Genomic DNA, 23,865 nt, shown 5'->3' with positions numbered 1-23,865 from the left:
AAAACTAGTGAAAACGCCTGACCGGTACCACCACCGGCGCACCGTCGCCGGGCGCGGACAGCACGTCCACGTCAAGCTCATACAATTGACGCACCAGTGCCGGCGTGACCACATCGCGCGGCGCGCCTGCGGCGACGATGCGGCCGTCGCGCATGGCCACCAGCGTGTCGGCACAGCGCGCCGCCGCGGCCAGGTCGTGCAGCACGATGACAACCGAACGCCCGCCGTTCGCCAACGCGCGCACCCGGTCCAGCACATCGACCTGATGACCCAGATCGAGCATGCTGGTAGGTTCGTCGAGCAGCAAGATTGGCGTCTCCTGCGCCAGGGTCATCGCCAGCCAGCAGCGCTGGCGCTGCCCGCCGGACAATTGATCGAGCCGGCGCTGGGCCAGCGCGCTCACGTCCGTGGACGACATGGCCGCATTCACCGCCAGTTCGTCCTCGCGCGACCACTGGCGGAACAAACCCTGGTGCGGATGGCGGCCGAAGCGAACCAGCCCGCTGACCGTGATGCCTTCAGGCGCCTGCGGCGACTGTGGCAGCATCGCCAAGGTGCGCGAGGCTTGCTGCTGGCGCATTTGCCACAGGTCGTGCGCTCCGAGCTTTATGCTGCCTTGCTGCGGCCGGTGCAGTCGCGCCATGCAGCGCAGCAGGGTGGACTTGCCGCAGCCGTTCGGACCGACGATGGCCGTGACCTTGCCCGGTTCGATTGCCAGGTCGATCCCGTGCAGCACGGGGCGGCCCGGATGGCCTGCATGCAGGTCTTGCACAAGGAGTTGTGTGACTTGTTTATCCATTACTGCGTTTCTCCGTTGCGCTCGTGAAGGAGCAGGTACAGCAAAAATGGTCCGCCGAGCAGGTTGCAGATCACGCCGACCGGCAGTTCTGCATCGCCCAGCACGACGCGCCCGAGCGTGTCGGCGGCGGCCACCAGCAACGCGCCGGACAAGGCGGCGGCCAGCAGCGCGGCCCGCCCGTAGCCGATCAGCCGTTCGCCGATGAATGGCGCGGCCAGCGCCACGAAGGCGATGGGTCCGCACACGCCGACCGCCATCCCGGCCAGCAGCACGGCACACAGCAGCACCTGCCACTGGGTCGCGCGCACCGGCAGGCCAAGGCCGGCGGCGATATCGGGGTCGAAGCGCAGCAGCGCAAGGCGGCGGCTGGCCAGCAGCGCCGGCGGCAGCAGCAAAAGAAGAGCGCCGGCCAGCGGCAGGGCCGAACCGTACGTGCGCCCGCTCAGGCTTCCGATGCTCCACGCGTACAGCGCGCTGGCGTGCATCAGCTCCTGCTGCGACAGCACCAGTTCGGCCGCAGCGCGCAGCAGGCTGGCGATGGCGATGCCGACCACCAGCAGGCGATGCCCACGGCTGTCGAGCGGGCCGCTGGCCAACAGCAGCAGCGCCACCGCGCCCAAGGCGCCCAAGGGCCCGACCCACCACGGTCCGAGCATGCCGGTGGTGCCGACGATGAGCGCCATGAAGACGCCGAGCATGGCGCCGTCGGCCACGCCGAGCATGTCGGGCGAGGCGAGGCGGTTGCGCGTGAGGGTCTGGATCAGGCTTCCGGCGAGACCGAGCGAGGCCCCGGCCAGCACGCCGGTGAGCACGCGCGGCAGGCGAAACTCCAGCACCATCAGGCGCGTGCCGCCAGGGGCATCGCCGTTGACGACATCGAGCAGCTGGGATGGCGACAGCCACGCCGGACCAGCCGACAGGGCCACGGCGACAGCCAGTGCAAGGGCCAGCAGCAGGGCCAGGATGGTGTACAGCGAGCGTTTGGCCACCAGCACCGACAGCGCGCCGCCGCGCAGCACAACCAGGCCTGGTTCGGGCGCCATCATCGAATGCTCCCGCGCGCCAGCCACACCAGCAGCGGCGCGCCGAGTAGGGCGGTGAGGACGCTGATGGGCGTTTCGAACGGTTGCGCCACGAGGCGCGCGCCAAGGTCGGCGAACAGCAGCACGATCGCACCCACCCAGGCCGATGCCGCCAGTTGGGCCGCCAGTCCTTGCGCCAGCGCGCGTGCGAGGAAGGGCGCCAGCAAGCCGAGAAAGGCGATCGGCCCGGTCAGGGCAACCGCGCTGCCGGTCAGCAGCGTGGCGGTGAAGGCGACGGCTGCGCGCAGAAGACGCGGCGAATGCCCGAGCGAGCGGGCGATGTCGTCGCCCAGCAGCATGGCGGACAGCGGCCGCGCCAGGAACAGCGCTGCCAGTAATCCGAAGATGATGAAGGGTGCGGCCAGCATGATCATGCCGCCGCTGGAGCCGGCCAGCGAGCCGAGAACCCAGAAGCGGTATTGGTCGTAGCCGGACGGCTGACTAAGCAGCATGGCGGAACTCAAACCGTGAAAGGTCGCGCCCAGCGCCACGCCGGCCAGGACGAGGCGCAGCGGGCTGCCCGACTGGCGTCCCGCGTTGGCCACGCCGAGCACGCAGGCGTTGCCCAGCAGGGCGCCGGCGCCGGCCCACAACAAATAAGCGAGGCCGGATTCGGCGCCGGCCAGGGTGATGCCAGTCACGACGCCGAGCGCCGCGCCGGCATTCACGCCGAGCAGCCCCGGTTCGGCCAGGCGGTTGCGGGTCACGGTTTGCATCAGCATGCCGGCCACGCCAAGCGCGGCCCCCACCAGCAGCGCCGCCAAGGTACGCGGCGCGCGCACGTCGCGCACGATCATTTGCAAGGGCGAGTTGTCGCCACCGGCCAGCACGGCGCGCAGGTCGGCCATGCCGGCTTCGCCGGCTCCGGTCAGCATCGATGCCAGCAGCAGTGCCGGCAGGATGGGGACGAGCAGCGCGATGCGGCCGGAAGGACTCAAGGCGCGGCCAGGGCTTTGTCGATGTCGGCCAGAACCGCCAGCGCGGCCAGCGGGCCGCCGGGACTGGTCCAGAGCGAGCCATCCACCGCGCGTACCTGATTACGCTGGGACGCGCCGAGCTGGCGAAATGGCGGCGACTGGCGCGCCGCGGCCAGCGCGTCGTTGGCAGGACCGCTGGCGCTCAGCGTGCCGACAAAGATCCAGTCGGCGTCGATGGCTGCCAGCGCCTCCAGGCTCAGTGGCCGTGAATGCGCCGCGCCGGGCTGCATCTGCGCGGCGGGACGGCGCATCTTGAGGTCGGCCAGCACCAGGCTGGAGAAGGAGTCGCGCAGCATGTACGACGGGCCTTGCGGATTCCAGCGCACCACGCTCACCGTGATGTTGGCGCGCTCGCCCAGACGCTGGCGCAGTGCGTCGGCCTTGGCGATGTAGTCGGCCAGGAAGGCGTCGGCGTCGGGCGATTTGCCCATGACGGTGCCGATGCGGCGAAACGTGGCCTGCCAGCTTTCGCCGGGCAGGTAGGTGACCACGGTAGGGGCGATCTTGGCGAGCTGGGACAGCAGCTCCGGGTCGCTCATGCCGCCGGCGAGAATCAGGTCGGGCTGCATGCCGACCACCAGGTCGAGCACGGGCGCGGCAAAATTGCCGGCGCTGGGAATCGTGGCGGCAGTGGCGCCGAGGTAGCGCGGCATGGCCGTTTGCCCACGGCCCTTGGTGGCGCCGGCGGGCTTGATTTTCAGGGCCAGCAGGGCGTCGAGATCGAGTTCGGACAGCGCCACCACGCGCTGCGCGCGTTCGGGCACGGTGACGGCGCGATTGGCGGCGTCCACGATTTTGCGCTGGGCCAGCGCCGGCGCGGCGCACAGCGCCACGAGCGCGAACAGCGCAACGCGGCGCAGAGGTGAGAATGTGTTCATGATTCGGCTTCTTCCAGTTCATCCATGATGCGGTGGCGTTCGGCGTGGTACGCCTCTTCGGTGTGTTCGTCTTTCCAGTACGGGACCGCGTACATGTCGGCGCGGGCCACGCCGCGTTCGGACAGCAAAAAGTCGCGCACGGCCAGCAGCTGGTTGCTTTCGCCCGCCAGCGTGACCGACACGCGGCCCGGCGGCCACGCCATCGCTTTTGCCGCGTCGAGCAGCAAGGTGCTGGCGCCGGGACGGGCGCCCCGGCGCGACAGCCAGTGCACCGAAAAGCCGGCGGGGTAGGGCAGCGCCTGCACTTCGGAGTGGTCGGGAACTTCGATCAGCACGGTGCCCCGCGCCTTGCGGGGCACGCCGCGCAGTGCGGCGGCAATCGCGGCCAGCGCGCTCGGGTCGCCGATCATCAGGTGGTAGTCGGCGGACGGCACGAAGCGCGGCGGCCCGCCCGGACCGGCCACGCCGACGGCGTCGCCCGGCTGGGCGTGCACGGCCCAGCGCGAGGCCGGGCCGTCGTCGCCGTGCAGGACCAGGTCCACATCGAGTTCGCCCGCTTCGGCGTCGTAGCGCGCCACGGTGTAGGTGCGCGCGATGGGCCGGATGTCGGCCGGTGGCCACATCGGGCCGTCGGGCCCGAGCGTCGGCAGCACCGGTTCGCGCTGGCCTTCGCGCGCCAGCAGCAGCTTGATGTGGGCGCCGTCGCTATCGAGCGGAAAGCCGGCCAGCGCTTCGCCGGCCAGGGTGATGCGGCGCATTAATGGGGTCAGTTGCAAGGTGCGGCGCACGCGCAGCATGCGCGGCGGGCTGCGTTTGGGTGTGGGAGTGCTCATCGTGGGTTGCCTTCCGGGTGAATACGTTGCGCCAGCACGCGGCCGATGTGCCCCAAGGGCGCCGGCTGGCTCATGGACGAATGGGTGCAATCGACGTCGATGCGTTCGAGCTGGCCGTTAACGTACGGCGTCCAGCCTTTCCAGTCGGGGGCGTCGGGGCCGCGCCGGCTGGCATGGAAGAACAGCACGTCGCCGTCATAGCGCGGATGGCGCAGCTGCCGGTACAGGCGCATCGACAGCAGCGCGGTGGTGGTAATGCGTTCGAGGTGGGCGTCGTCGGCCGTGGCCAGCGAGCTGCCGGGCCGGCGGAACTGGGCCAGCAGCGCCTCGCGCGGGAGCGGCTGGCCGTCGGCGTCAACCGAGGGCGCGCCGATCACGTCGAGCATGGCGATCAGGGCGTCGCGTTCCTCGGCTTCCGGTTTGCCTTCCCAGATGTCGCTCGGATAGGAATCCATCATCGCCAGCAGCGACACCGTTTCGCCAGCGGCTTGCAGGCGCGCTGCCAGGGCGTGGGCAAGACCGCCGCCGGAGGACCATCCGATCAGGCGGTATGGGCCGTGCGGTTGGGCGCCGCGCACAAGGCCAAGGTAATCGTCGAGCTGCATGTCGATGTCGGCCGGCGGCGTGCCGCTCATGCCGCGCGCCTGCAGGCCGTGGATCGGCGTGTGCGGAAGGTAGGCGGCCAGGCCCAGATAGCACCACGACAAGCCTTCAGCCGGGTGCACGCAGAACAGGGCTGGGCCGCTGCCGCGCTGGATGGTCAGCAGCGGTGCGAATTCGCCGCCCGCAGCGGCGGCTGGCGGCGCGTGGCCGACGGTGCCGAGCGAATGCGCCAGCGCGGCCACGGTACGGTGGCGGAACAGGGCCGATACCGCCACTTCGCGCTTGAGCGCCGCGCCGAGGCGGTTGGCGACCTGGATCGCCTGCAGCGATTTTCCGCCGAGAGCGAAGAAGTCGTCCATTGGCGTCAATGCCTCCACGCCGAGCACCTCGCGCCAGACGGACATCACCGACTGTTCGAGCGGGGTGACACCGAGCACGGTGGGCGCAGCATCCAGTTCACGGGCGCGCAGTGCGGAGCGGTCGATCTTGCCGTTGGCGTTGCGTGGCAGGCGCGCAAGGCTGGCGTAATTGGCCGGCACCGCCGCTGCGGGCAGGCGCTCGGCCAAAAAGGCGCGCAAGGCCGGGGCATTCAGTTTGCCGGCGGTGGCGACGAACGCGCGCAGGTGCTTGCCGCCGTCGGACTGGGACTGGCACACCACCGCCGCTTCGCGCACGCCGGGATACTGAAGCAGTGCGGCTTCGATTTCGGTCGGGTCGATCCGGTGGCCGCTGATCTTGACTTCGTCGTCGAGCCGGCCCAGGTAGCGCAGCTCTCCATCTTCGCCCAATACCACGCGGTCGCCGGTGCGGTAGGCGCGGCGACCATCCGGCAACGTGACAAAACGCTGCGCGGTCAGCGCTTCGCGGTCGAAGTAGCCGCGCGCAAGGCCGCCACCGATCAGGAAAAGTTCTCCTTCCTCGCCGATGCCGACAGGGTGGGGGGCGCCAACGGCGATATCGACACCAGGCAGCGGGCGGCCGATCGGCACGGCGTCGCCGGTCCAGGCGATGGCGTCCGGGCCAGCCAGCTGCGCGGTGGTGCAGATGACGGTGGCTTCGGTCGGTCCATAGGTGTTGAGCAGCACCAGATGGGCTGGTGCTGCCGTGCGCCAGCGCGCCACGCGTTCGGCCAGCGCGGCTTCGCCGCCGATGATGACCAGCCGCAGACAGTCCGGCAGCGCGGCGCCGTGCTGGCCCACGTGGAATGCGAGTTCGTGCCAGAACGCAGTCGGCAGGTCGAGAACGCTGATGCGCAGGCGTGCGCAGGCATCGATGAAGCGTTCGAGCGATTCGAGCATGGCGTCGTCGCGCAGGATCAGGGTTGCACCGGAGCCCAAGGTGAGGAAGATCTCTTCGACGCTGGCGTCGAAATGCAGCGGGGCGAATTGCAGCACGCGGTCGTTTGCGGTGACCTGGTAGCGCGCGGTGGCGCCGGCGCCGAAGTGGGCCAGCGCCGCGCGCTCGATCATGACGCCATTTGGCCGGCCGGTGGAGCCGGAGGTGTAGATGATGTACGCCAGCGCGCTGTCGGCCACCGGCAGCGGGGATGGCATCGGATCGGCCGCCGCGGCCTCGTCGACGCACAGCAGCGGCAGGGAGGCTGGCAGCAGCGGCGCATATTTGCGCAGGCTGAGGACCAGTGTCGGCTTCACGTCTTCCAGCACGGCGGCCACGCGCAGGGCAGGGCCGTCCGGGTCGAGCGGCACGTAGCCCCCGCCGGCCCACATGATGGCCAGCATCGCGATGATGGTGTCAAGGCTGCGCGGGAGCAGCAGAACAACCCGGCTGTCTTCGGTAACGCCGGCGTCGCGCAGGCGCCCGGCCATGCTTTGGACCGCAGCTATCAGCTCCGCATAACTGAGTTCGGCGTCGCCGTGAATCAGCGCGGTCTTGTGCGCGTCGTGCGTGAGCAGGGCAGCGAGCACCGATACAGGTGCGCTGGGCAGCTCACCGCCCGACAGCAGGGCTGGCGTGGCGTGCGGCGCTTGTCCGAGAACGTCGGAAAGCAGCGCGTCGGGCTGTTCAAGCAGGGCGGCCAGCGCGTTCAACAGCGACTGGTGCAGCGCATGCAAGGTGGCTTCGTCGTAGGCGTCCGGATTGGCTTCGATGTCGATGCGGCTGTTCGTGCCCGGGGCGATGGTGATCGACAGGTCTTCAACCGGACCGGCCGACACCGGGTGCGTGACCGCGTGCAGCGCACCGAATACCGGCGGGCGGTCGAACGGCATCAGGTTGATAACCGCGCCGAACAGGCGGCGCGTGCCGCCGCTCATGCCCAGGTCGTGTTTCAGGTGTTCGTAGCGATAGCGCTGGTGCGGACGGATTGCCTTCATCTCGGCGGCGACCGCGCGCGCCAAATCGGCCAGCGACTGCCCGGACGTTGGCGCAAGGCGCAGGGGGACGATGTTCATCGCCATGCACGGAATGGTCAGCGCCACCGAGCCAAGGCGGCCCATGACGGGCAAGCCCAGGGTCAGGTCGCCCGCGCTGCTGTGGCGGCGCAGCCACGCGCCGGTGGCGGCGACCAGGACGGCGGCCCAGTCCACACCGGCGGCGCTGGCCACTGTCTGGCAGCGTTCGATCGTGCTGGTGGCGATGCCGCCACGCACACGGCGCACGCCGCGCGCCACGGTGGCCGATGGTGCCAGCATGGCCGGCGCGCCGGCATCGGCCATGCGCGCGATCCAGAAGTCGCGGTCGCGCGCGTAGGCGGGCGATGCGACGTAGGCGGCATCTTCGGCCACCACCGGATCGAGCTTGCCGGCGCGCGCCGGCGGCGCTTCGGTATTGCCGGTGCGGGCCGAATACAGGGCCGCCACGCGCTGCGCGAGCATGGCGTAGGCAAAGCCGTCGAGGGCGATGTGGTGGGCGCGCAGGTACCACAGCGCCTTCTCCGGGCCAATTTGCAGCAGCGCGCTGGCAAACAGCGGGCCGCGCGCCAGGTCGGCCGGCTGCTGCAGGTCGGCCTGCATCCACAGCCGGGCCTCAGTCTCGCTCATGTCGTGGCGCGCGAACGGCCAGTCATTCTGCGGCTCGGGCGTTTGCCAGACCGCGTCGCCATCGCTGGCAAAGCGCATGTGCAGGGCATCGCATTCGCGCACGGCCTGGCGCAGCGCGGCTTCGAAGTGGGCGTGCTCCAGCGGGCCGCTTAGTTCGACCGCTTCCGCCGTCCAGTAGGCGGGGCTGGCGGCATCGAGCTGCTGCCCGAGCCAGATGCCGTATTGCGCGCTTGTCAGCGCCAGCCGTGCGCCGCTCACTTGCCCACCCGGCGCGCGTCGAGCAGTTCCCACCAGTCGGCCAGGGTCGGACGTTCGGCCAGTTCGACGAACGTGGTTTCGATGCCGGCGCGGCGCCAGCGTTCGATCAGGCTCATAAGACGGATCGAATCGAGACCGGCGAAGAGCAGGTTGTCATCGGGGAGCAGGTCCGACGCCGGAACGGCAAGCAGTTCCGCCACTTCCGCCTGCAGGGCGGTGCGCGTGGCGTGCCAGGCGATTGCCGGCTTGAGCGCGCCGGCCACGGTCGCCGTGCTGGCAACCACGCCGCACCGCTGCGATACGTAGTCGAGGCCCATCTGATGCTGTTCAGCCGAGAAATCGGCCAGCGCGTCGCCCACCAGGAAGGGCTGGATGTCGTTCATGAAGGCGTCGGCTGCGGTCATCAGGCAACCGATATGGGCGTACACGCCGCACACGATCAGCTGGTCGCGGCCCTGTTCGCGCATGCGCGCCAGCAGGTCGCTGCGCACGAAGGCGCTGTAGCGCCATTTGGTCAGCACGGTGTCCTGCGCGCGCGGCGCCAGGCTTGCCACGACCGGTGCGCGTTCGGGCTTGGCGGTCAGGCCGGGACCCCACCAGTCGGTGAGCAGGCCACGGTCCTGGGCCGATTGCTCGGCCGGCTGCGCGGTGTAGACCACCGGTACGCCGGCGGCATCGGCTGCATCGCGCAGCTGCCTGATGTGCGCGATCAGCTCGGGAATCGGCGCGGCGGCGGTATCGTAGAAATCGAGGAAGTATTCCTGCATGTCGTGAATCAGCAGCACTGCGCGCTTCGGTTCAGGCATCCAGGTGACGCGGTTGTCCGGCATGGCCGTGGGCATGGGGTAGGAGGCGATTTTCGGGATGGTCATGGTGCTTGCCGATCTTGTGATTGAGTGCCGATCAGCTGGGCGATCTGTTCGCGCAGCTGGCGTTTGTTAACTTTGCCGACGCCGGTGGTGGGGAAGCGCTCGACGAATTCGATGCGGTCGGGGATCTTGTACTGGGCCACCCCGCGTTCGCGCAGGAAGCGCGTCAGTTCAATCGCCCGCACCGGCGCGCCGCGCGTGACGATGAAGGCGCAACTGCGCTCGCCCAGGTAGGCGTCCGGCATCGACACCAGCGCGGCGTCGTGCACGCCGGGGTGGGCCAGCAGGTGGTTCTCGACTTCCTCGGCTGCGACCTTGTCGCCGCCGCGGTTGATCTGGTCCTTGGCGCGGCCTTCGACCACCAGGTGGCCGGACGGCAGGCGCATCACCAGATCCCCGGTGCGGTAGAAACCGTCGCTGGTAAAGGCGCGCGCGTTGTGTTCTTCGGCGCGGTAGTAGCCGCGGATGGTGTACGGACCGCGCGTGAGCAGGTGGCCGATTTCGGCGTCCGGCAGGTCGCGGTCTTCATCGTCGACGATGCGGACTTCGTCCGCTGGCGAGATCGGGCGGCCCTGCGTATTGGCGGTCAGTTCGGGCGAGTCGTCAGGACGGGTGTAGTTGACCAGGCCTTCGGCCATGCCGAATACCTGCTGCAGGGCGCAGCCGAGCACCGGCCCGACGCGGCATGCCGCTTCGGCGGAGAGGCGCGCGCCGCCCACTTGCAGCAGTTTCAGGCTACCCAGCTTGTGGCGGGTGGCGCCGGCGGCGTCCAGCCACACCATGGCCAGCGGCGGCACCAGCGCGGTGATGGTCACGCCTTCGGCTTCGATCAGCGGGAAGGCGTCGTCCGGCGTGGGCCGGCGCGCCAGCACCACGCAGCCGCCCGCGTGGAATACGCCGAAGCTGCCCGGGGAACTCATTGGGAAGTTGTGCGCGACCGGCAGGGCGCATAAATACACGCTGTCGCGGTCAAGTTCGCAGATGTCGGCGCTGGCGCGCACGCTATATAAATAGTCGTCGTGGGTGCGCGGGATCAGCTTGGGCAGGCCGGTGGTGCCGCCGGAGAGCTGCAGGAAGGCCACGTCGCCCGGCTGCGGGCCGGCAATCGGCGCTGCATCTTCATACAGCGAGTCGAAAGAGATGAATTCGGCGGCGTCGCCCAGCACGATCACACGCGCCAGCGCCGGCACTTCGGCCATCACTTCGCGCGCCAGGGTGCGGTAGTCGAAGCCGGCGTCGCTGTCGGCGATGAGGTAGGCGGCGGCATCGGTAAGCGCGCACAGGTGGCCGATTTCGTGGCGGCGGTGCGCGGGCAGGGCAAACACGGGCAGCGCGCCGATGCGGAACAGGGCGAAGCAGGCGACAAAGAATTCGGCCACGTTGGGCAGTTGCACGACCACGCGGTTGCGCGGGGCGATGCCCAGGCGGATCAGGCCAGCGGCGAAGCGGTCGGCGCGCCGATCGAGTTCGGCATAGCTCCAGCGGCGCGCGCCGCACACCAGGGCGACGCTGTCGGGATGAACAAGCGCGCGGGTGCGCAGGAGAGAGCCAAAGGTTTCACCGGTCCAGTAGCCGGCTTCGCGATAGCGCGCCGCAAAGTCGTCGGGATACGGGGTGAAACCGGGCAGATAGTCACTGGTCATGCCGCTTCCTCCAGCACCGCTTCGAGGCCCATTGCGCGCAGCATGGTGCGCAGCTTGCCGGACGTTTCGAGGAATTCGAGTTCGGGGTCCGATCCGGCCACGATGCCGGCGCCGGCGTACAGGGTGGCGCTGTGGGTGCCCACTTCGGCGCAGCGCAGGGTGACTGCCCATTCGCCGTCGCCGTTGGCGTCCATCCAGCCCACCAGACCGGCGAAGAAACCACGGTCGAAGCCTTCCGCCTCGCTGATGAAGCTGCGCGCCAGTGCGGCGGGATGGCCGCAAACGGCTGGCGTGGGGTGCAGCGCCATTGCCAGCGCGAGCGAACTCATACCGGGCTCGTTCAGTTGCGCCGTCACTTCGCTGCCCAGGTGCCACATGGTGGGTGTGGCGATCAGCGACGGCACGGCCGGCACGGTCACCGAGTGGCAGTACGGACGCAGCGAATCGGCCACCATGTCGGCCACCAGCGCGTGTTCGTGCAGGTCCTTTTCCGACTGCAGCAAGCCTTGCGCGCGGCGCTGGTCTTCATGCGGGTCGGCGCTGCGCGGGATCGAGCCGGCCAGCGGATGGCAGCGCACACGGGTGCCATGGCGCGAGAGCAGCAGCTCGGGACTGGCGCCGATCAGAGTGCGGCGGCCGTCGTGGTCCGGCGCGAGATCGATGGCGAAGGTGTAGCCGTGCGCGTTGCGCGCGCCAAGGCGTGCCAGCAGGCCGGCCACGTCGATCTCGGTTTCGAGGGTCAGTGAGCGCGACAGCACCACCTTTTCAAGCCGACCGGCGCGGATGCGTTCGACCGCCTGGGCCACGGCACGCTGGTACTGGTCTTGCGTGGGAACGGATGCGATGGTGCGCGGGAAGCGGGCGCGCGCCGGTGGTGCTTGCGGGGTTGCGGCAGGCAGATTGGCCGGGCCGGTCGCCATCATCACGTGCTCGGGAATGAATAGGTGCGCCGGAGCGTCGGCCAGGAACGGCACGGCGCCGATCATCACCGGGGTCGCGGTACCGTCGCGGCGCGCGGAGCGCAGCAGGTCCGCAGCGGCGCCGGCCAGCGCGGATCCGGATTGCGGCGGCAGGATGCTGCGCTTGCCGCTGGCCAGCAGCGTGTGGCCGGGCGACGAGAACAGGGTGGCGCCAGTTTCGTAATGCGCGCGGAGATCGGCCGCGCTGGAACGGCTCAGATAGTGGCCGTGCAGTCTGTCATTCATCGTGAATATTCCTTGCGTGAGGAGGGCAGTCGGAGCGATTCGCCGGGTAGGCGGGGCCGAACTATAGATCATAATGATTATCATTTACAATCTAAATATTAATGCAAATGAGATTGATTCGCATTTACTGATTATGGTATGCTTAAGTTTCACGCCTGTCAACGATGACGAAATGTTCATCACACCTGAAAAGACCTATCATGCCCGTACCGCACCCCGCCGCCCGCCAACCGGGCTTGCCACCGCATGCCGCGGCGGCCCTTGCCGTTCACGCCACTACCCGGAGTGAGCACGCATGAAGCGCGACCTGTCTCCGCTCTCGCACGACACGCCCGGCGCCTTGCCGTCGCCCGCCGAATTGCGCGCGCAGTTGCCGCTGTCGGACAGCACGGCGCTGCTCATCGGCGCCGCACGCCAGAGCGTGCGCGATGTCCTCGACCGGCGCGACCCGCGCCTGATGGTGGTGGTCGGCCCCTGTTCGATCCACGACCTGCATGCGGGGCTCGATTACGCGCGCCGGCTCAAGGCGCTGGCCGATGAAGTGGCCGACACGCTGTTCGTCGTCATGCGCGTGTACTTCGAAAAGCCGCGCACGCGCATCGGCTGGAAAGGGCTGATCAACGATCCGCGCATGGATGGATCGTTCCGCATCGCCGAGGGCCTGGCGCTGGCGCGGCGCTTCCTGATCGATGTGGCCCAACTGGGTTTGCCGGCGGCGACCGAGACGCTCGATCCGGTGTCGCCGCAGTATGTGGGTGAGCTGATCAGCTGGGCGGCGATCGGCGCGCGCACCACGGAATCGCAGACGCACCGCGAAATGGCGTCGGGCCTGGGCGTGCCGGTCGGCTTCAAGAACGGCACCGACGGCAAGGTCGACACCGCGGTGAACGCCATCGCATCGAGCTCGCATCCGCATGCTTTTCTGGGCATCGATGCCGATGGCCGCGCGGCGGTGATCCGCACGCCGGGCAATCCGTATGGGCACCTGGTGCTGCGCGGCGGCGGCGGGCGTCCCAATTACGACGCGGCCTGCGTGGCGCTGGCCGGGCAGGCGCTGGAGAAGGGCGGCCTGCCGCCGAATATCGTGATCGACTGCGCGCACGATAACTCGAACAAGAACCACACCTTGCAGGCGCGCGTGCTGGACGACGTGGTGCGCCAGCGCCTGGCGGGAAACCGCAGCGTGGCCGGCGTGATGATCGAAAGTTTCATCGAGGCGGGCAACCAGGCCATCCCGGCCGAACTGTCCGCCCTGCGCTATGGCTGCTCGGTGACCGACCCGTGCGTCGACTGGGCCGAGACGGCAGCCATGCTGCGCGCTGCGCGCGAGGCCCTGCGCGAGAGCGTGGCGGCGCTGCGGGAGGGCCGCGATGTCTAAGCCGTCCCGCGCGATTTTGCTGGTCGCGGCGCTGCAGTTCGTGTATCTGGTCGACTTCATGATGGTGCTGCCGCTCGGGCCGGACCTGGCGCGCGAACATGGCTTTGCGCTCGACCGCCTGGGCTGGCTGGCCGCCGCTTACACGCTGGCGTCGGCGGTGTCCGGCCTCGTGACGTTCCGCCTGCTCGACCGCTTCAACCGCAAACCAGCGCTGCTGCTCACCTTCGGCCTGCTGGCGCTGGCGACGCTGGCGACCACTTTTTGCCATGGCTTGCCGGCGCTGATGGTGGCGCGCGCGCTCACCGGCGCTTTTGGCGGGCCGGCGGTGGCGATCGGCATGGCCATCGTGATCGACCTGACCCCGCCCGAACAGCGCGGCAAGGCCATGGCCAAGGTGATGCTGGGTTTTTCGCTGGCGGCGATCGCCGGCGTGCCGCTCGGGCTGGAGCTGGCGCGCGCTGGTGGCTGGCAGGCGCCGTTCTATATGGTGGCGGCGCTGGCGGCGCTGGTGCTGGTGGCGATGGCCTGCCTGCTGCCGGCGTTGGAAGGGCACCTGAACGCGCGCGAGAAGGTCTCGGCGCGCATCCTGCTGGCGCGGCCCGCGGTGCGCCTGGCGATCCTGCTGCAGGCCGGCAGCGCGTTCTCGGCGTTCCTGGTGATCCCCCATTTTTCGGCCTACTTTTTGCTCAACATGGGCTTTCCGCGCGCGCAGCTGGGCATGCTGTACTTTGCCGGCGGCGTGGTGGCGCTCTTGACGGTGCAGCTGCTCGGGCGCCTGGCCGACCGCACCGGTCCGGTGCTGGCGGCGGGGCTGGCCACGACCGCCTTCTGCGCCGGCCTGGCGCCGTTTTTCGGGCTCGGCGCGGCGCTGCCGATCCTGTTCTTCGTGCTGTTCATGGCCGGGAACGCGGGGCGCAACGTGACCATGGCGGCCACCGTCAGCCAAGTGCCGTCGCCGCACGAACGGGCCGGCTTCATGTCGCTGCAAAGCCTGGTGCAGGATGTGGCCATCGGCGCGGCCGCGCTGGTGACCAGCTGGCAGTTGGGCGAGGCGGCCGACGGCAGGCTCACCGGCATGGCGCCGGTGGCGGCGCTGGCGGCTGTTGTCGCCCTGGCCGTGGCTTGCGGACTGGCGCGGCTGGCCGGAGCGCGCCGCGCTGTTGCGCTGGAGTGACACCGAACGGGGCGCAATGGCATCGTCTTGAAAAATTATCTTTCAATGATGCAATTTTTTGCGGGGACTGGACTTATAATTATCGGCACTATTGACCACGCCAAGAGCCAGATGGAAAACCACCAGTCCTCGCAAATCCCTACCCTGACCTATGTGGAGAATGAAGACCATCCGGTGTTCGGCACCCTGGTCGAGCAGATTCTCCACCTGCTCAATTCCAAGCTGATTTTCAGCGACATCATCATTCATCAGAACAGTCCGCTGATGCTGCGCCAGCCGAAAGGGCTGGTGGCGGTGACCGATTCGCCGATCACCAAGGAAGAGCTGGAAGAGTTCTTCGAAGTGATCGAGCCCGATTGGGCCGAGCGCATTTCCGACCGCGCCTTCGACCGTTCGATCGACCTGCACACGGCGCGCATCCGCGCCAACTGCTTCACGTTCCAGGGCAAGAAGCGGCTCGGCTGCGTGGTGCGGCGCTTTCCGCGCGAACCGCTGCCGCTGAATCAACTGGGCCTGCGCGCGGCCGAGCAGGATTTCGCGCTGCTCACCAGCGGGCTGGTACTGATCATCGGCGACACCTGCCAGGGCAAGTCGACCACGATCGCCTCGATGATCGACCAGATCAACAAGACGCGCTCGGGCCACATCATCACCATCGAAGACCCGGTCGAGACGCTGATCCCTCAGCGTAAATGCATCATCACCCAGCGCGAAGTGGGCTTCGACGGCGACGTCGAGAGCTACTACCTCGGCGCGCTGGATGCGCTGCGCGAGCGGCCGGACGTGATTGTGATCGGCGAAATCCGCGACGCCCAGACCGCGCAGGAAGCGCTGGCGCTGGCCGAATCGGGTCCGCTGGTACTGGCGACCCTGCACGCGCGCTCGACCGAGCTGGGTTTGCAGAAGATGCTGCGCCTGCTGGGCAATTCGGACGCGCAGGCGCAGGCCCTGGCCAGTGCCCTGCGCGGGGTGCTGTGCCAGGCCTTGCTGCCGTCGGTCGGGGGCGAGCGGTATTACCTGGCCACCGAGTGCCTGAGCTCGAATCCGGAAGTGGTGCGCATGATCGAATCCGGCCGGGTGGCGGAAGTGCGCTCGCTGATGGATGGCGGCACCGGCAAGTTCAACGCGGGCTGCCATTCGATGAATACGGCGCTGGTGAACCTGCTGCGCGAGAAAAAAATCAGCGTCGAAGATGCGCGCAATGCGACCACCGACCGGATCGGGTTTGCCGATGCGTGTTATAGCGGGATGCTGGACGCGGCGTGACGGCTGGTTGCCCGAGTCAGGACAAGAAGGCGCGCGCGTTTTTCGCTTGCCGCGCGCTTTGCCGTCAGTCACTTCAAGGTTCGGAAGCTTGGGCAATAAAATCATCTTGTTGGTTTGCCGCGTGCGCAATTCGTGGCGCCGATTGGCGCACTATTACTGTGAACTCAACGTCATTCATCCGTTTCGCAATGGAAATGGGCGTGCGCAACGGCTGATGTTTGAATTGATTGGCATCAATGCTGGCTTCGAAATTCGCTGGGAGCCGATTGGACGCGCGGAATGGGCCGATGCCAATATCGCCGCATTTTATTGCCGGCTTGATCCCGCTGACCGATCTCCTAGATCGTACTCTCACTCCCATTTGAGCACTGCAGGTGCAAGGCCCCATGGTGTTGAGCGAGCGGTGCGCACATCCACCGCGCCCGAGGCCCTGCGCAAGGAAGGCGTGTTCGATGCGCAAGGCGGCGAATGGCATGCCCCGTCGCAACTCAATCGAGTGGCGCGCTGCGATACCTGTTGACCTCCGACGCCGTCACCGGCGGCGCCTTGTTGCCCCAGCTGCTGCGCAGATAGGTCACCACGGCCGCCACTTCATTGTCGTTCATGCTGTGGCTGTAAGGCGGCATGCCATATGGCCGCTGATTGCCGGCCGTGCCCGGCGCAAAGCCGCCGTTGAGCACGATGCGGATCGGATTGACGGCTTCCTTCATCGTCAGTGCGCGGTTGCCGGCCAGTGGCGGGTAGTGCGGCGGCAAGCCCTTGCCGTCCGAGCCGTGGCATTCCACGCAGCTCGCTTCGTACAGCTTCTTGCCCTCCGCAATCACCTGGCCCACGCGCGGATCGGTCGATATCTCCACCGCAGGCGCCGGCGTGGCCGGCAGCGACTTGAGATACACCGCCATCGCCGTCACGTCCTCGGTGTCCAGATGCTGCAGGCTGCGCTGCACCACCTCGGCCATCGGTCCGAACACAGTCGCGCGCGGCGAGATGCCGGTCTTGAGCAGATCGACGATGTGCGGCACTTCCCAGCTGCCCAGGCCGGCTTCGGCGTCGGAGGTGAGCGACGGGGCGTACCAGCCGATCATCGGAATCAGGCCGCCCGACAAGCCGTCTTCGCTGGCGCCGAAACTGTTGCGCGTGCTGTGGCAGGCGGCGCAGTGGCCCAGCCCCTCGACCAGGTAGGCGCCGCGGTTCCACTGGGCGTTCTGGCTGCTGGCCGGCACGTATTCGCCCGGCTTGAAGTACAGCAGGCGCCAGCCGGCCAGCATGATCTGCTGGTTGTAGGGGAAGGCGAGCTTATGCGGCTTGTTCGGCACCTTTTGCGCCGGGATGCTTTGCATGAAGGCGTACAGCGCGTCCGAGTCGGCGCGGCTGACCTTGGTGTAATTGGTGTACGGGAAGGCCGGATACAGCAGGCGGCCATCGCGCGATTTGCCGTTGTGCAGCGCGTTCCAGAAATCGTCGGCGCTCCAGGCGCCGATGCCGGTCTCGCGGTCGGAGGTGATGTTGGGCGCGACCAGGCTGCCGAAGGGCGTTTCCAGCGCGCGCCCGCCAGCGTATTCGGCGCCGCCACGCACGGTGTGGCATGCCATGCAGTCGCCCGCCTTGGCCAGGTAAGCGCCCCGGGTAATGTTGTCGGCGGTCGGCGCGAAGGCGGCCGGCGACGACGCGGCGATGAAGTCGTTGCGCGGCCAGGCGATGGCCACGGCAACGCCGATCACGGCGGTCAGTGCAGCCAGGCTGATGAGTAGTTTCTTTTTCATGAATCGGTTCCTGGCTTAATCCGGGGCGCTGCCGCACTTGATGGGCAAGGGGCGGGCGATGGCGGCGACGGGGCGGGCGTCGGGCGCCGTCTGCTGGGTGCCGAGCCAGACGGTCACGGCGGCCACGTCTTCCAGGCTCATGCGCTCGGTGATCACGGCCATGCAGTCGGGCTCGTGGGCACGGCGCGTCTTGTTGCGCCAGGCGCCGAACTGGGCGGTGAGATAATCGGGCGGCAAGCCGACCAGACCGGGAATCGATGGCGTCACGCCGGTCAGTTTCTCGCCGTGGCAAGCGATGCAGGCGGGTACCTTGATGGCGGGGTCGCCCTGCATGGCGAGCTGGCGGCCGCGCGCCAGCACGGCGGGCGCGCTGGCGGTGGCGCGCGCCGGCAGCGGCGGCAGGTGTTCACTGGCGAAGTGGTCGGCGATCTCGCGCAGGTATGCGTCGGGCAGGTAATCGACCATGTAGGTCATCAGCGGAAACTGGCGGCGGCCTTCGCGGAAATTGACCAGCTGGTTGTACAGGTAGCCGGCCGGCTTGCCGGAAATGCGCGGGAAGAAGGCGTCGTTGACGTCCTTCTTGGCGTGGCAGGAGGCGCAGGCGAGCAGGCGCTGCTGCATGGTGTCGGGCAGCACGGCGGGGCGCTCGGCCGCGTGCAGCGGGGCCGCTGCCAACGCGACGAACGCAAGCGCGCCGAACACGACTGTGCTGGTGAGGGTGTTTCGCATGGATGATTCTCTGATAAGGTAACCGGTGACAGCATCATAGCGCGTCGGGGCAGGGCACGACAGGTGCAGCGCGAAGCGAAAAAGCGGATCAGGGCAGGGCTATTCAGGAGAGGCAGGAAACACGTTCATGATCGACAAGCTGGAGATCAATCACTTAAGAATCCTCGACGCTTTGTACAAGCTGGGCAAGCTGTCGGCGGCGGCCGAGCATCTGGGCGTGTCGCAGCAGGCGATCAGCCTGCAGTTGAAGAAGTTGCGCGAACTGTTGTGCGACCCGCTGTTTGTGCGGACCGGGCACGGCATGGTGGCGACCCCATACGCCAGATTGATCGAGCCGCATATTGAGCAGGTGCTGGTGCGCATCAACGCCATTCCGCTGCCCGATTCGGTCACGCCGGCCCAGATCGAGCGGACGCTGGCGATCTGCGCCACGGACTATACGCAAAAAGTCATCCTCGGCCCGCTCATCGGCGAGCTGCGCGTATTGGCGCCGAAGGTGAAAATCATTGTCAGCGGCATCGAGGTCGTTAACCTGAACCAAAAAATGCAGCGGGGCGACATTGACCTGACGTTCACCTCCGACGGCTACGTGCCGGCCGGGTTGATCTCGGAGCCGCTGTTCATCGAACAGTACCGCTGCGTGTCGGCCGACGAAGCCATGCTCGCCGGCGGCGTCATGGCGCTCGATAAGCTGATCGAATACGACTTTATTATTACCTCGCCTGGCATCGGCAGCTTCAAAGGATCGGCGGATACCTGGTTCGAGCGGCAGGGCTTGCGCCGCAACGTGGTCATGTCGGCCCCATCGTTTTTCATGACGATGGGCTATCTGAAGCAGTCGGACATGGTCGGTTTTATCCCGACCCGCCTGCTGCCGTGCGATGGCTTGTTTGACATCCCGCTGGAAAAATATCCGCCCGGGTATGAAGTCGTGGCCGCGTACCATCCCAGCGCAAACAACGACCCCTTCTTGCGTTGGCTGCTGGGGCGGGTGCGCCTGCTGCTGTCGGCCTGACCATGAGTTCGCTTGTATCGCTTACAAGTGCGCGGCGATTGATAGGCCGGTGGCGCGCCCGCATACTGCGGCCTCATTCTTTTCAGTGAGGTCGTTCATGCGTATCAAACAGATCAATCCCGCCGCCTTGTATGACGGCGCACCGTTCGGCATGTCGCAGGCCACGGTCGATAGCGGCAGTGGGCTTGTCTTTGTATCGGGGCAGGTCGATTGGGATACGAATTACCAGGTCAAACACGACAGCATCGAAGCGCAGGCCGAGAGCGCCTTGCAGAACCTGTTGACGGTGCTCGATGCGGCTGGTTCGTCGGCCGGCAATGTGCTGCAGCTGCGCGTGTATGTGCGGGGCGAACTGGGCGATTATATGGAGACACTGGCGCCGATGATGAGCAAATACTTCGGCGCATCGCGGCCGGCGCTCACCGGCATCGGTGTCGCCTCGCTGGCGTCCCCGCAAACCTTGATTGAAATTGAAGCGGTGGCAAGGGTATGCGATGAATGAGTAAGGTGCGGGAATCGGGGGTTAGGAGCCGGGCTGCGCAAATCAAGCTGTCCAGCCCGCCATCGGGGCTGTATAGTTATAAAAAGTTCATGTATGCAAGTTGGACAGTGACGTTTGTTTGCGGTCCTGATGAACCGTGTCCATTTATCGTTTCACACTGCGCCAACTTTGCCCGGGCGTACTCCACCCACCGCATTCATGAGGACGAATCTGATGCGACCTATCCCGAACGACTCGACTTATTCGTATTTGTACGTACAGCCCGCAATCTCCGCGGCAACTCATCGGTTTACCGCCCGACGTCGGGCAAGCCGTATTGCGGTGATGCATGCGATTGTCGGCCTTGGGGCATTGACTGTCCTGCCGGCGTTTGCGGCAACCCCGGCAACGCTCGTCAGCAGCGCTTCGCAACGTTGCCTGGACGTAGCCCAAGGCAACCAGCAGCCCGGCACGGCCGCCATCATCTTCGATTGTCACGGGGCCGCCAATCAGAAGTGGGAATTTTCCGCCGCAGGTGAATTAAAAACATTCGACGGCGCCCGGTGCCTGGATGTACGCGGTGCGAGCACCCAGCCACAGGCCATCGTGCAATCGTATACCTGCAATGGCGGTGCCAATCAAAAATGGACGCTCAAGGCCGATAAAACCATCGTCAATGCGCAATCCGGGCTTTGCCTGACTGTGAAAGGAGCCGCCACCGCCAATTCGACCGGCATCGACATGTGGCGCTGCGAAGGCAGCGCCCACCAACAATGGTCAGTCGGTGCAACAACGCCTCCGCCGACCGACACGCAGGCGCCAACGCCGCCGAGCGGCCTGGCGATCAGTGCCCTGGCGTGCCGCTCCGCCACGCTCACATGGAAGGCATCGACCGACAATGTCGGTATTGCCTATTACGATATCTATCGCGATGGGCAAGCCCTCGGCACGGTCAACGCCAGCACGCTCACGGCCCAGCTCGTACTAACGCCGGGAGCGAACTGGGGCGTGTACGTCAACGCCCGCGATGCGGCGGGCAACGTGTCGCAGGCCAGCACCTCGCTGCAGGTCAAGGTGCCGCAATGCCAGGTGGACACCCAGCCTCCCTCCGTCCCCACCGGCTTCCGGGGAACGATTGCCGGCACCACGGCGACATTCGCCTGGTCTGCTTCCACCGACAACGTCGCCGTGACCGCCTACGACATCTTCCGCAACAATGTCGTCGCCGGCACCACCAGTACGCTCGGCTACACCGACACCGGGCTCGCTGCCAACACGACTTACCAATACACGCTCGCTGCGCGCGATGCGCAGGGCAACGTGTCACCACGCGGGACGACCTTGTCGCTCACATCCGGCAGCGCCTGCGCCGACGTCATTTGCTCGACGGTGCAGGTGGCGACCGAGACGGATATTCCATGGGGCCTCGCTGCCCTGCCGGACGGAACGGTGTTATACAGCCGCCGCGACGCGCGCGACATCATCTTGTTGAACCCGGTTTCGGGCGTCAAGAAAACGGTGGGCGTGATTCCCAACGTCCAGGGTACCGATGGCGAAGGCGGGCTGCTTGGCCTGGCCATACCGCCCGGCTTCCCGGACACGGATTCCTGGCTGTACGTGTATCACACCAGCCCGACGGACAACCGGATCGTGCGCATCCGCTATTTGAATGGCGCGCTCGACACGGCGTCGCTCGAGGTTTTACTCAAGGGCATCGGCCGCAACAAATATCATAATGGCGGGCGCCTGCGTTTTGGCCCGGACGGCAAACTGTATGCCACCACGGGCGACGCTCAAAACGGCAACTACGCGCAAGACACCAACAATCTTGCCGGCAAAGTCCTGCGGCTCAATCCCAACGGCACGCCGCCGGCCGATAATCCGTTCGGAAACTATGTCTGGAGTTACGGCCACCGCAATCCGCAGGGACTGGCCTTCGACTCACGCGGCCGTTTGTGGGAACAGGAGTTTGGCGATTCGCAGGATGAAACCAACCTGATCGTAAAAGGCGGCAACTACGGCTGGCCGAATTGCGAAGGCGTCACCTCGCGCTCCGGTAGCGGTTGTGCAACGGCGGGGTATGTCGCGCCAAAAACGACCTATCGCAATTCGGAAGGATCGTGCAGCGGCATCGCCATCGTCCGCGATTCGCTGTACGTTGCATGCCTCGCCGGTAAACGTTTGTATCGCAGCGACATCAGCGGCGACAAGCTGATCAATGCCCGGCAATTTTTTGTCGGCACCTATGACCGGCTGCGCACGGTGGAACCGGCGATCGACGGCAATTTGTGGATGGCCAACAGCGATGCCGCCGGCGACAAGGATAGCGTGCCGAACAATACGAATACGAAGATCTGGAAGGTGACGTTAAAGCCGTAAATCGAGGCAGGCTGCCCGAACGGGCAGCCTGCTTGCTGAAATGAAGGCTTACAGCGCGGCCTTGGCCGCTGCCTGGTCGGAACGCCAGCGCCGGTACACGCGCAACGCCACGTGCGCGTCGTCGGCCGCATACAGGATCTGCTTGTCGCTCAGGCGCGGCAGGGACCAGTTGGTGGTGGTGATCTTCTTGGATTTCTGCAGCTTCTGGCCGAAGAAGCGCGCGACCGCGGTCTTGGCACCCAAGGTATTGCGTTCGCCCTTGCGCAGCGCGTTCGACAGGTCGAGCACATTATGGGTGTCGATGCCGAGCTTGCTTTGCAGGCGCAGCAGGTCATCCTTCAGGCCGAAACCGACCTTGAGGATTGTCTTCGATTCGAGCACGGCCTTGAGCACCTCAACGGACGGCTTGGCGCCGATCTGGAACAGATAAGCGACCTCGTCGGTCGCCAGCTGCACCAGGTGCGGGCCGGTCGACTGTTCACCCTTCAAGAAGGTCGGCTTCGATTCGGTATCGAAGCCGAGCACGTCCGTGGAGGAGAGCGCCGCCAGCGCTTCGGCCGCATCCTGGTCGGACTTGACCATGCGCACGTCGGCCAGCTTGATGCCGTCGTAAGGCGGCAGCAGCGCTTCCGGATCGGTCGTCATTGAGCCCGAAATCAACCGTTGCGCGAGAACTTGGAGGCGAGCTGGAGCAGCTTTTCCTGGCGCAGGCGGTTCGCTTCGTCCGCTTGCGCGGCGTCGCGTTCGGCCTTCTTGCGCTCGGCTTCTTTCTTGAAGCGCTGCTGCAGGGTTTCCTTGGCGTGGGTGCGGTGGATGTCGGTCACTTCCGCACCTGCCACGCCGTCGAGGTCGTAGCGCACCGTGGCTTTTTCCATCGCGCGCAGGTAGCGCAGGGAACCCGTGTGGATGCCCAGCGCGGCGCGCATGGTCTTGCGGTCCAGGCCGGGAACGCGCGCCAGAAGCTGCTTGTCGATGCCGATGGCCAGGGGCAGGCAGTCGCGGAAAGCAGGAAACTGTTGTTGCAATTGCTTGAGCAGGGAGCGCGCGCTTTGCGCGGGTGCCGGAGCTGGCGCGGCGACCGCAGGTGCTGGAGCGGTCATCGCGGGTGCTGGAGCTGGCGCTGTGACGGGAACGTCCGCGGACTCGGCGGCAAGACTAGTTGTATTCATTGACTTCATTGTAAGAGCTGGAACCGGAAGGATAGCATGCGGCCATAGGCGCGTGCGGGGATTTTATTCGCTTTGGACCCATCCGCACATGCGCGGATGAGCAGGAAATCGTGTATCATCCACCTCTTGCCCTGCGCGCGGGTTGACGAAGCGCAGAAGGTTCAGTCAGTAGGAAGAGGGCGTCACGGCACCAGCGGTGTGGGTCAGGATTATATCTTTGGCTTATATCTGGTATTCGATATATCAATTATCGCGATATCTCGCATTGGTGCATAATAGTGACTGTCTCCTCTATTCTTCATCTGAAAAATAGATTCAAGCCCGTTTTGCCACGGGCTTTTTTTCGTTCCGCCATGCATAGCGCC

The 23,865-nt window shown here is 66.6% G+C and carries 20 protein-coding genes; 7 read left to right on the top strand and 13 right to left on the bottom strand.

Going from position 1 to position 23,865, the window contains the following annotated elements; translation table 11 throughout:
- Positions 1–4 precede the first annotated feature (4 nt).
- The 9 genes from CR152_RS29165 to CR152_RS29125 are packed head-to-tail and all read right to left on the bottom strand — an operon-like array spanning position 5 to position 12,146.
- Positions 5–799 carry an ABC transporter ATP-binding protein gene (locus tag CR152_RS29165; protein ID WP_099880856.1) on the bottom strand — a complete coding sequence of 265 codons (795 nt, stop codon included), beginning with the start codon at positions 797–799 and terminating at the stop codon, positions 5–7.
- Positions 799–1,845 carry a FecCD family ABC transporter permease gene (locus CR152_RS29160; protein ID WP_099880854.1) on the bottom strand — a complete coding sequence of 349 codons (1,047 nt, stop codon included), beginning with the start codon at positions 1,843–1,845 and terminating at the stop codon, positions 799–801. Before CR152_RS29160 ends, CR152_RS29165 begins: the two co-directional genes overlap by 1 nt.
- Complete coding sequence (locus tag CR152_RS29155; RefSeq protein WP_208640219.1) at positions 1,842–2,819, bottom strand: FecCD family ABC transporter permease; 978 nt, start codon at positions 2,817–2,819, stop codon at positions 1,842–1,844. The genes CR152_RS29160 and CR152_RS29155 overlap by 4 nt, the downstream gene beginning before the upstream one ends.
- Positions 2,816–3,736, bottom strand: a complete 921-nt coding sequence (locus CR152_RS29150) for an ABC transporter substrate-binding protein (protein WP_099880851.1) — start codon at positions 3,734–3,736, stop codon at positions 2,816–2,818. Before CR152_RS29150 ends, CR152_RS29155 begins: the two co-directional genes overlap by 4 nt.
- Positions 3,733–4,569 carry a siderophore-interacting protein gene (locus CR152_RS29145; protein WP_099880849.1) on the bottom strand — a complete coding sequence of 279 codons (837 nt, stop codon included), beginning with the start codon at positions 4,567–4,569 and terminating at the stop codon, positions 3,733–3,735. The genes CR152_RS29150 and CR152_RS29145 overlap by 4 nt, the downstream gene beginning before the upstream one ends.
- Entirely contained in the window at positions 4,566–8,429 is a 3,864-nt protein-coding gene (locus CR152_RS29140) for a non-ribosomal peptide synthetase (RefSeq protein ID WP_208640218.1), read from the bottom strand. The genes CR152_RS29145 and CR152_RS29140 overlap by 4 nt, the downstream gene beginning before the upstream one ends.
- On the bottom strand, positions 8,426–9,301 hold the full coding sequence (locus CR152_RS29135; RefSeq protein ID WP_099880845.1) for an isochorismatase: 876 nt from the start codon (positions 9,299–9,301) through the stop codon (positions 8,426–8,428). The genes CR152_RS29140 and CR152_RS29135 overlap by 4 nt, the downstream gene beginning before the upstream one ends.
- Positions 9,298–10,941, bottom strand: a complete 1,644-nt coding sequence (locus tag CR152_RS29130) for a (2,3-dihydroxybenzoyl)adenylate synthase (protein WP_099880842.1) — start codon at positions 10,939–10,941, stop codon at positions 9,298–9,300. The genes CR152_RS29135 and CR152_RS29130 overlap by 4 nt, the downstream gene beginning before the upstream one ends.
- Positions 10,938–12,146, bottom strand: coding sequence for an isochorismate synthase (locus CR152_RS29125; protein WP_099880840.1), 1,209 nt, complete (start codon positions 12,144–12,146; stop codon positions 10,938–10,940). The genes CR152_RS29130 and CR152_RS29125 overlap by 4 nt, the downstream gene beginning before the upstream one ends.
- A 295-nt stretch (positions 12,147–12,441) precedes the next feature.
- Between CR152_RS29125 and CR152_RS29120 the strand changes: the two genes are divergently transcribed.
- The 4 genes from CR152_RS29120 (at position 12,442) to CR152_RS29105 (ending at position 16,484) form a co-directional block, all read left to right on the top strand.
- Positions 12,442–13,524 (top strand): 3-deoxy-7-phosphoheptulonate synthase, encoded by a 1,083-nt coding sequence (locus CR152_RS29120; protein ID WP_099880838.1) that lies wholly within the window; start codon positions 12,442–12,444, stop codon positions 13,522–13,524.
- On the top strand, positions 13,517–14,698 hold the full coding sequence (locus CR152_RS29115; RefSeq protein WP_099880836.1) for an MFS transporter: 1,182 nt from the start codon (positions 13,517–13,519) through the stop codon (positions 14,696–14,698). The genes CR152_RS29120 and CR152_RS29115 overlap by 8 nt, the downstream gene beginning before the upstream one ends.
- Before the next feature lie 111 nt (positions 14,699–14,809).
- A complete protein-coding gene (locus tag CR152_RS29110; protein ID WP_099880834.1) occupies positions 14,810–15,964 on the top strand; it encodes a type IV pilus twitching motility protein PilT in 1,155 nt (384 codons plus the stop codon).
- An 88-nt stretch (positions 15,965–16,052) separates the two neighbouring features.
- Positions 16,053–16,484 (top strand): Fic family protein, encoded by a 432-nt coding sequence (locus CR152_RS29105; protein WP_208640217.1) that lies wholly within the window; start codon positions 16,053–16,055, stop codon positions 16,482–16,484.
- On the opposite strand, the gene CR152_RS29100 is transcribed toward CR152_RS29105, so the two are convergent.
- Both CR152_RS29100 and CR152_RS29095 read right to left on the bottom strand, forming a co-directional pair.
- Entirely contained in the window at positions 16,453–17,727 is a 1,275-nt protein-coding gene (locus tag CR152_RS29100; protein ID WP_099880830.1) for a c-type cytochrome, read from the bottom strand. The two genes, CR152_RS29105 and CR152_RS29100, sit on opposite strands and share 32 nt — an antisense overlap.
- Positions 17,728–17,742: 15 nt before the next feature.
- Positions 17,743–18,456, bottom strand: coding sequence for a c-type cytochrome (locus tag CR152_RS29095; protein ID WP_099880828.1), 714 nt, complete (start codon positions 18,454–18,456; stop codon positions 17,743–17,745).
- A gap of 127 nt (positions 18,457–18,583) precedes the next feature.
- Here CR152_RS29095 and CR152_RS29090 point away from each other — a divergent pair, with 127 nt between their 5' ends.
- From CR152_RS29090 to CR152_RS29080, 3 genes are all read left to right on the top strand, one after another.
- A complete protein-coding gene (locus tag CR152_RS29090; RefSeq protein WP_099880826.1) occupies positions 18,584–19,471 on the top strand; it encodes a LysR family transcriptional regulator in 888 nt (295 codons plus the stop codon).
- A 97-nt stretch (positions 19,472–19,568) separates the two neighbouring features.
- Entirely contained in the window at positions 19,569–19,973 is a 405-nt protein-coding gene (locus CR152_RS29085; RefSeq protein ID WP_099880824.1) for a RidA family protein, read from the top strand.
- Positions 19,974–20,102: 129 nt separating this feature from the next.
- Positions 20,103–22,331, top strand: coding sequence for a PQQ-dependent sugar dehydrogenase (locus tag CR152_RS29080; RefSeq protein ID WP_208640216.1), 2,229 nt, complete (start codon positions 20,103–20,105; stop codon positions 22,329–22,331).
- A 48-nt stretch (positions 22,332–22,379) separates the two neighbouring features.
- Here CR152_RS29080 and CR152_RS29075 read toward each other — a convergent pair whose 3' ends face one another.
- Together CR152_RS29075 and CR152_RS29070 are read right to left on the bottom strand one after the other, a co-directional pair.
- Positions 22,380–22,976 carry a 3'-5' exonuclease gene (locus CR152_RS29075; protein WP_099880821.1) on the bottom strand — a complete coding sequence of 199 codons (597 nt, stop codon included), beginning with the start codon at positions 22,974–22,976 and terminating at the stop codon, positions 22,380–22,382.
- Positions 22,977–22,987: 11 nt separating this feature from the next.
- A complete protein-coding gene (locus tag CR152_RS29070) occupies positions 22,988–23,500 on the bottom strand; it encodes a ProQ/FINO family protein (protein WP_099880819.1) in 513 nt (170 codons plus the stop codon).
- Between the last annotated feature and the right edge of the window lie 365 nt (positions 23,501–23,865).

The organism is Massilia violaceinigra, from assembly GCF_002752675.1.
GTDB lineage: Bacteria > Pseudomonadota > Gammaproteobacteria > Burkholderiales > Burkholderiaceae_D > Telluria_A > Telluria_A violaceinigra.
The sequence above is the reverse complement of the archived record's forward strand: the minus strand, read 5'-3'. Positions and strand labels throughout refer to the sequence as shown.

Coding starts and splice junctions, on each gene's coding strand:
- CR152_RS29165 (WP_099880856.1), bottom strand. CDS start 799: ATGGATAAACAAGTCACACAACTCCTTGTGCAAGACCTGCATGCAGGC.
- CR152_RS29160 (WP_099880854.1), bottom strand. CDS start 1,845: ATGATGGCGCCCGAACCAGGCCTGGTTGTGCTGCGCGGCGGCGCGCTG.
- CR152_RS29150 (WP_099880851.1), bottom strand. CDS start 3,736: ATGAACACATTCTCACCTCTGCGCCGCGTTGCGCTGTTCGCGCTCGTG.
- CR152_RS29145 (WP_099880849.1), bottom strand. CDS start 4,569: ATGAGCACTCCCACACCCAAACGCAGCCCGCCGCGCATGCTGCGCGTG.
- CR152_RS29135 (WP_099880845.1), bottom strand. CDS start 9,301: ATGACCATCCCGAAAATCGCCTCCTACCCCATGCCCACGGCCATGCCG.
- CR152_RS29130 (WP_099880842.1), bottom strand. CDS start 10,941: ATGACCAGTGACTATCTGCCCGGTTTCACCCCGTATCCCGACGACTTT.
- CR152_RS29125 (WP_099880840.1), bottom strand. CDS start 12,146: ATGAATGACAGACTGCACGGCCACTATCTGAGCCGTTCCAGCGCGGCC.
- CR152_RS29120 (WP_099880838.1), top strand. CDS start 12,442: ATGAAGCGCGACCTGTCTCCGCTCTCGCACGACACGCCCGGCGCCTTG.
- CR152_RS29115 (WP_099880836.1), top strand. CDS start 13,517: ATGTCTAAGCCGTCCCGCGCGATTTTGCTGGTCGCGGCGCTGCAGTTC.
- CR152_RS29110 (WP_099880834.1), top strand. CDS start 14,810: ATGGAAAACCACCAGTCCTCGCAAATCCCTACCCTGACCTATGTGGAG.
- CR152_RS29100 (WP_099880830.1), bottom strand. CDS start 17,727: ATGAAAAAGAAACTACTCATCAGCCTGGCTGCACTGACCGCCGTGATC.
- CR152_RS29095 (WP_099880828.1), bottom strand. CDS start 18,456: ATGCGAAACACCCTCACCAGCACAGTCGTGTTCGGCGCGCTTGCGTTC.
- CR152_RS29090 (WP_099880826.1), top strand. CDS start 18,584: ATGATCGACAAGCTGGAGATCAATCACTTAAGAATCCTCGACGCTTTG.
- CR152_RS29085 (WP_099880824.1), top strand. CDS start 19,569: ATGCGTATCAAACAGATCAATCCCGCCGCCTTGTATGACGGCGCACCG.
- CR152_RS29080 (WP_208640216.1), top strand. CDS start 20,103: ATGAACCGTGTCCATTTATCGTTTCACACTGCGCCAACTTTGCCCGGG.
- CR152_RS29075 (WP_099880821.1), bottom strand. CDS start 22,976: ATGACGACCGATCCGGAAGCGCTGCTGCCGCCTTACGACGGCATCAAG.
- CR152_RS29070 (WP_099880819.1), bottom strand. CDS start 23,500: ATGAATACAACTAGTCTTGCCGCCGAGTCCGCGGACGTTCCCGTCACA.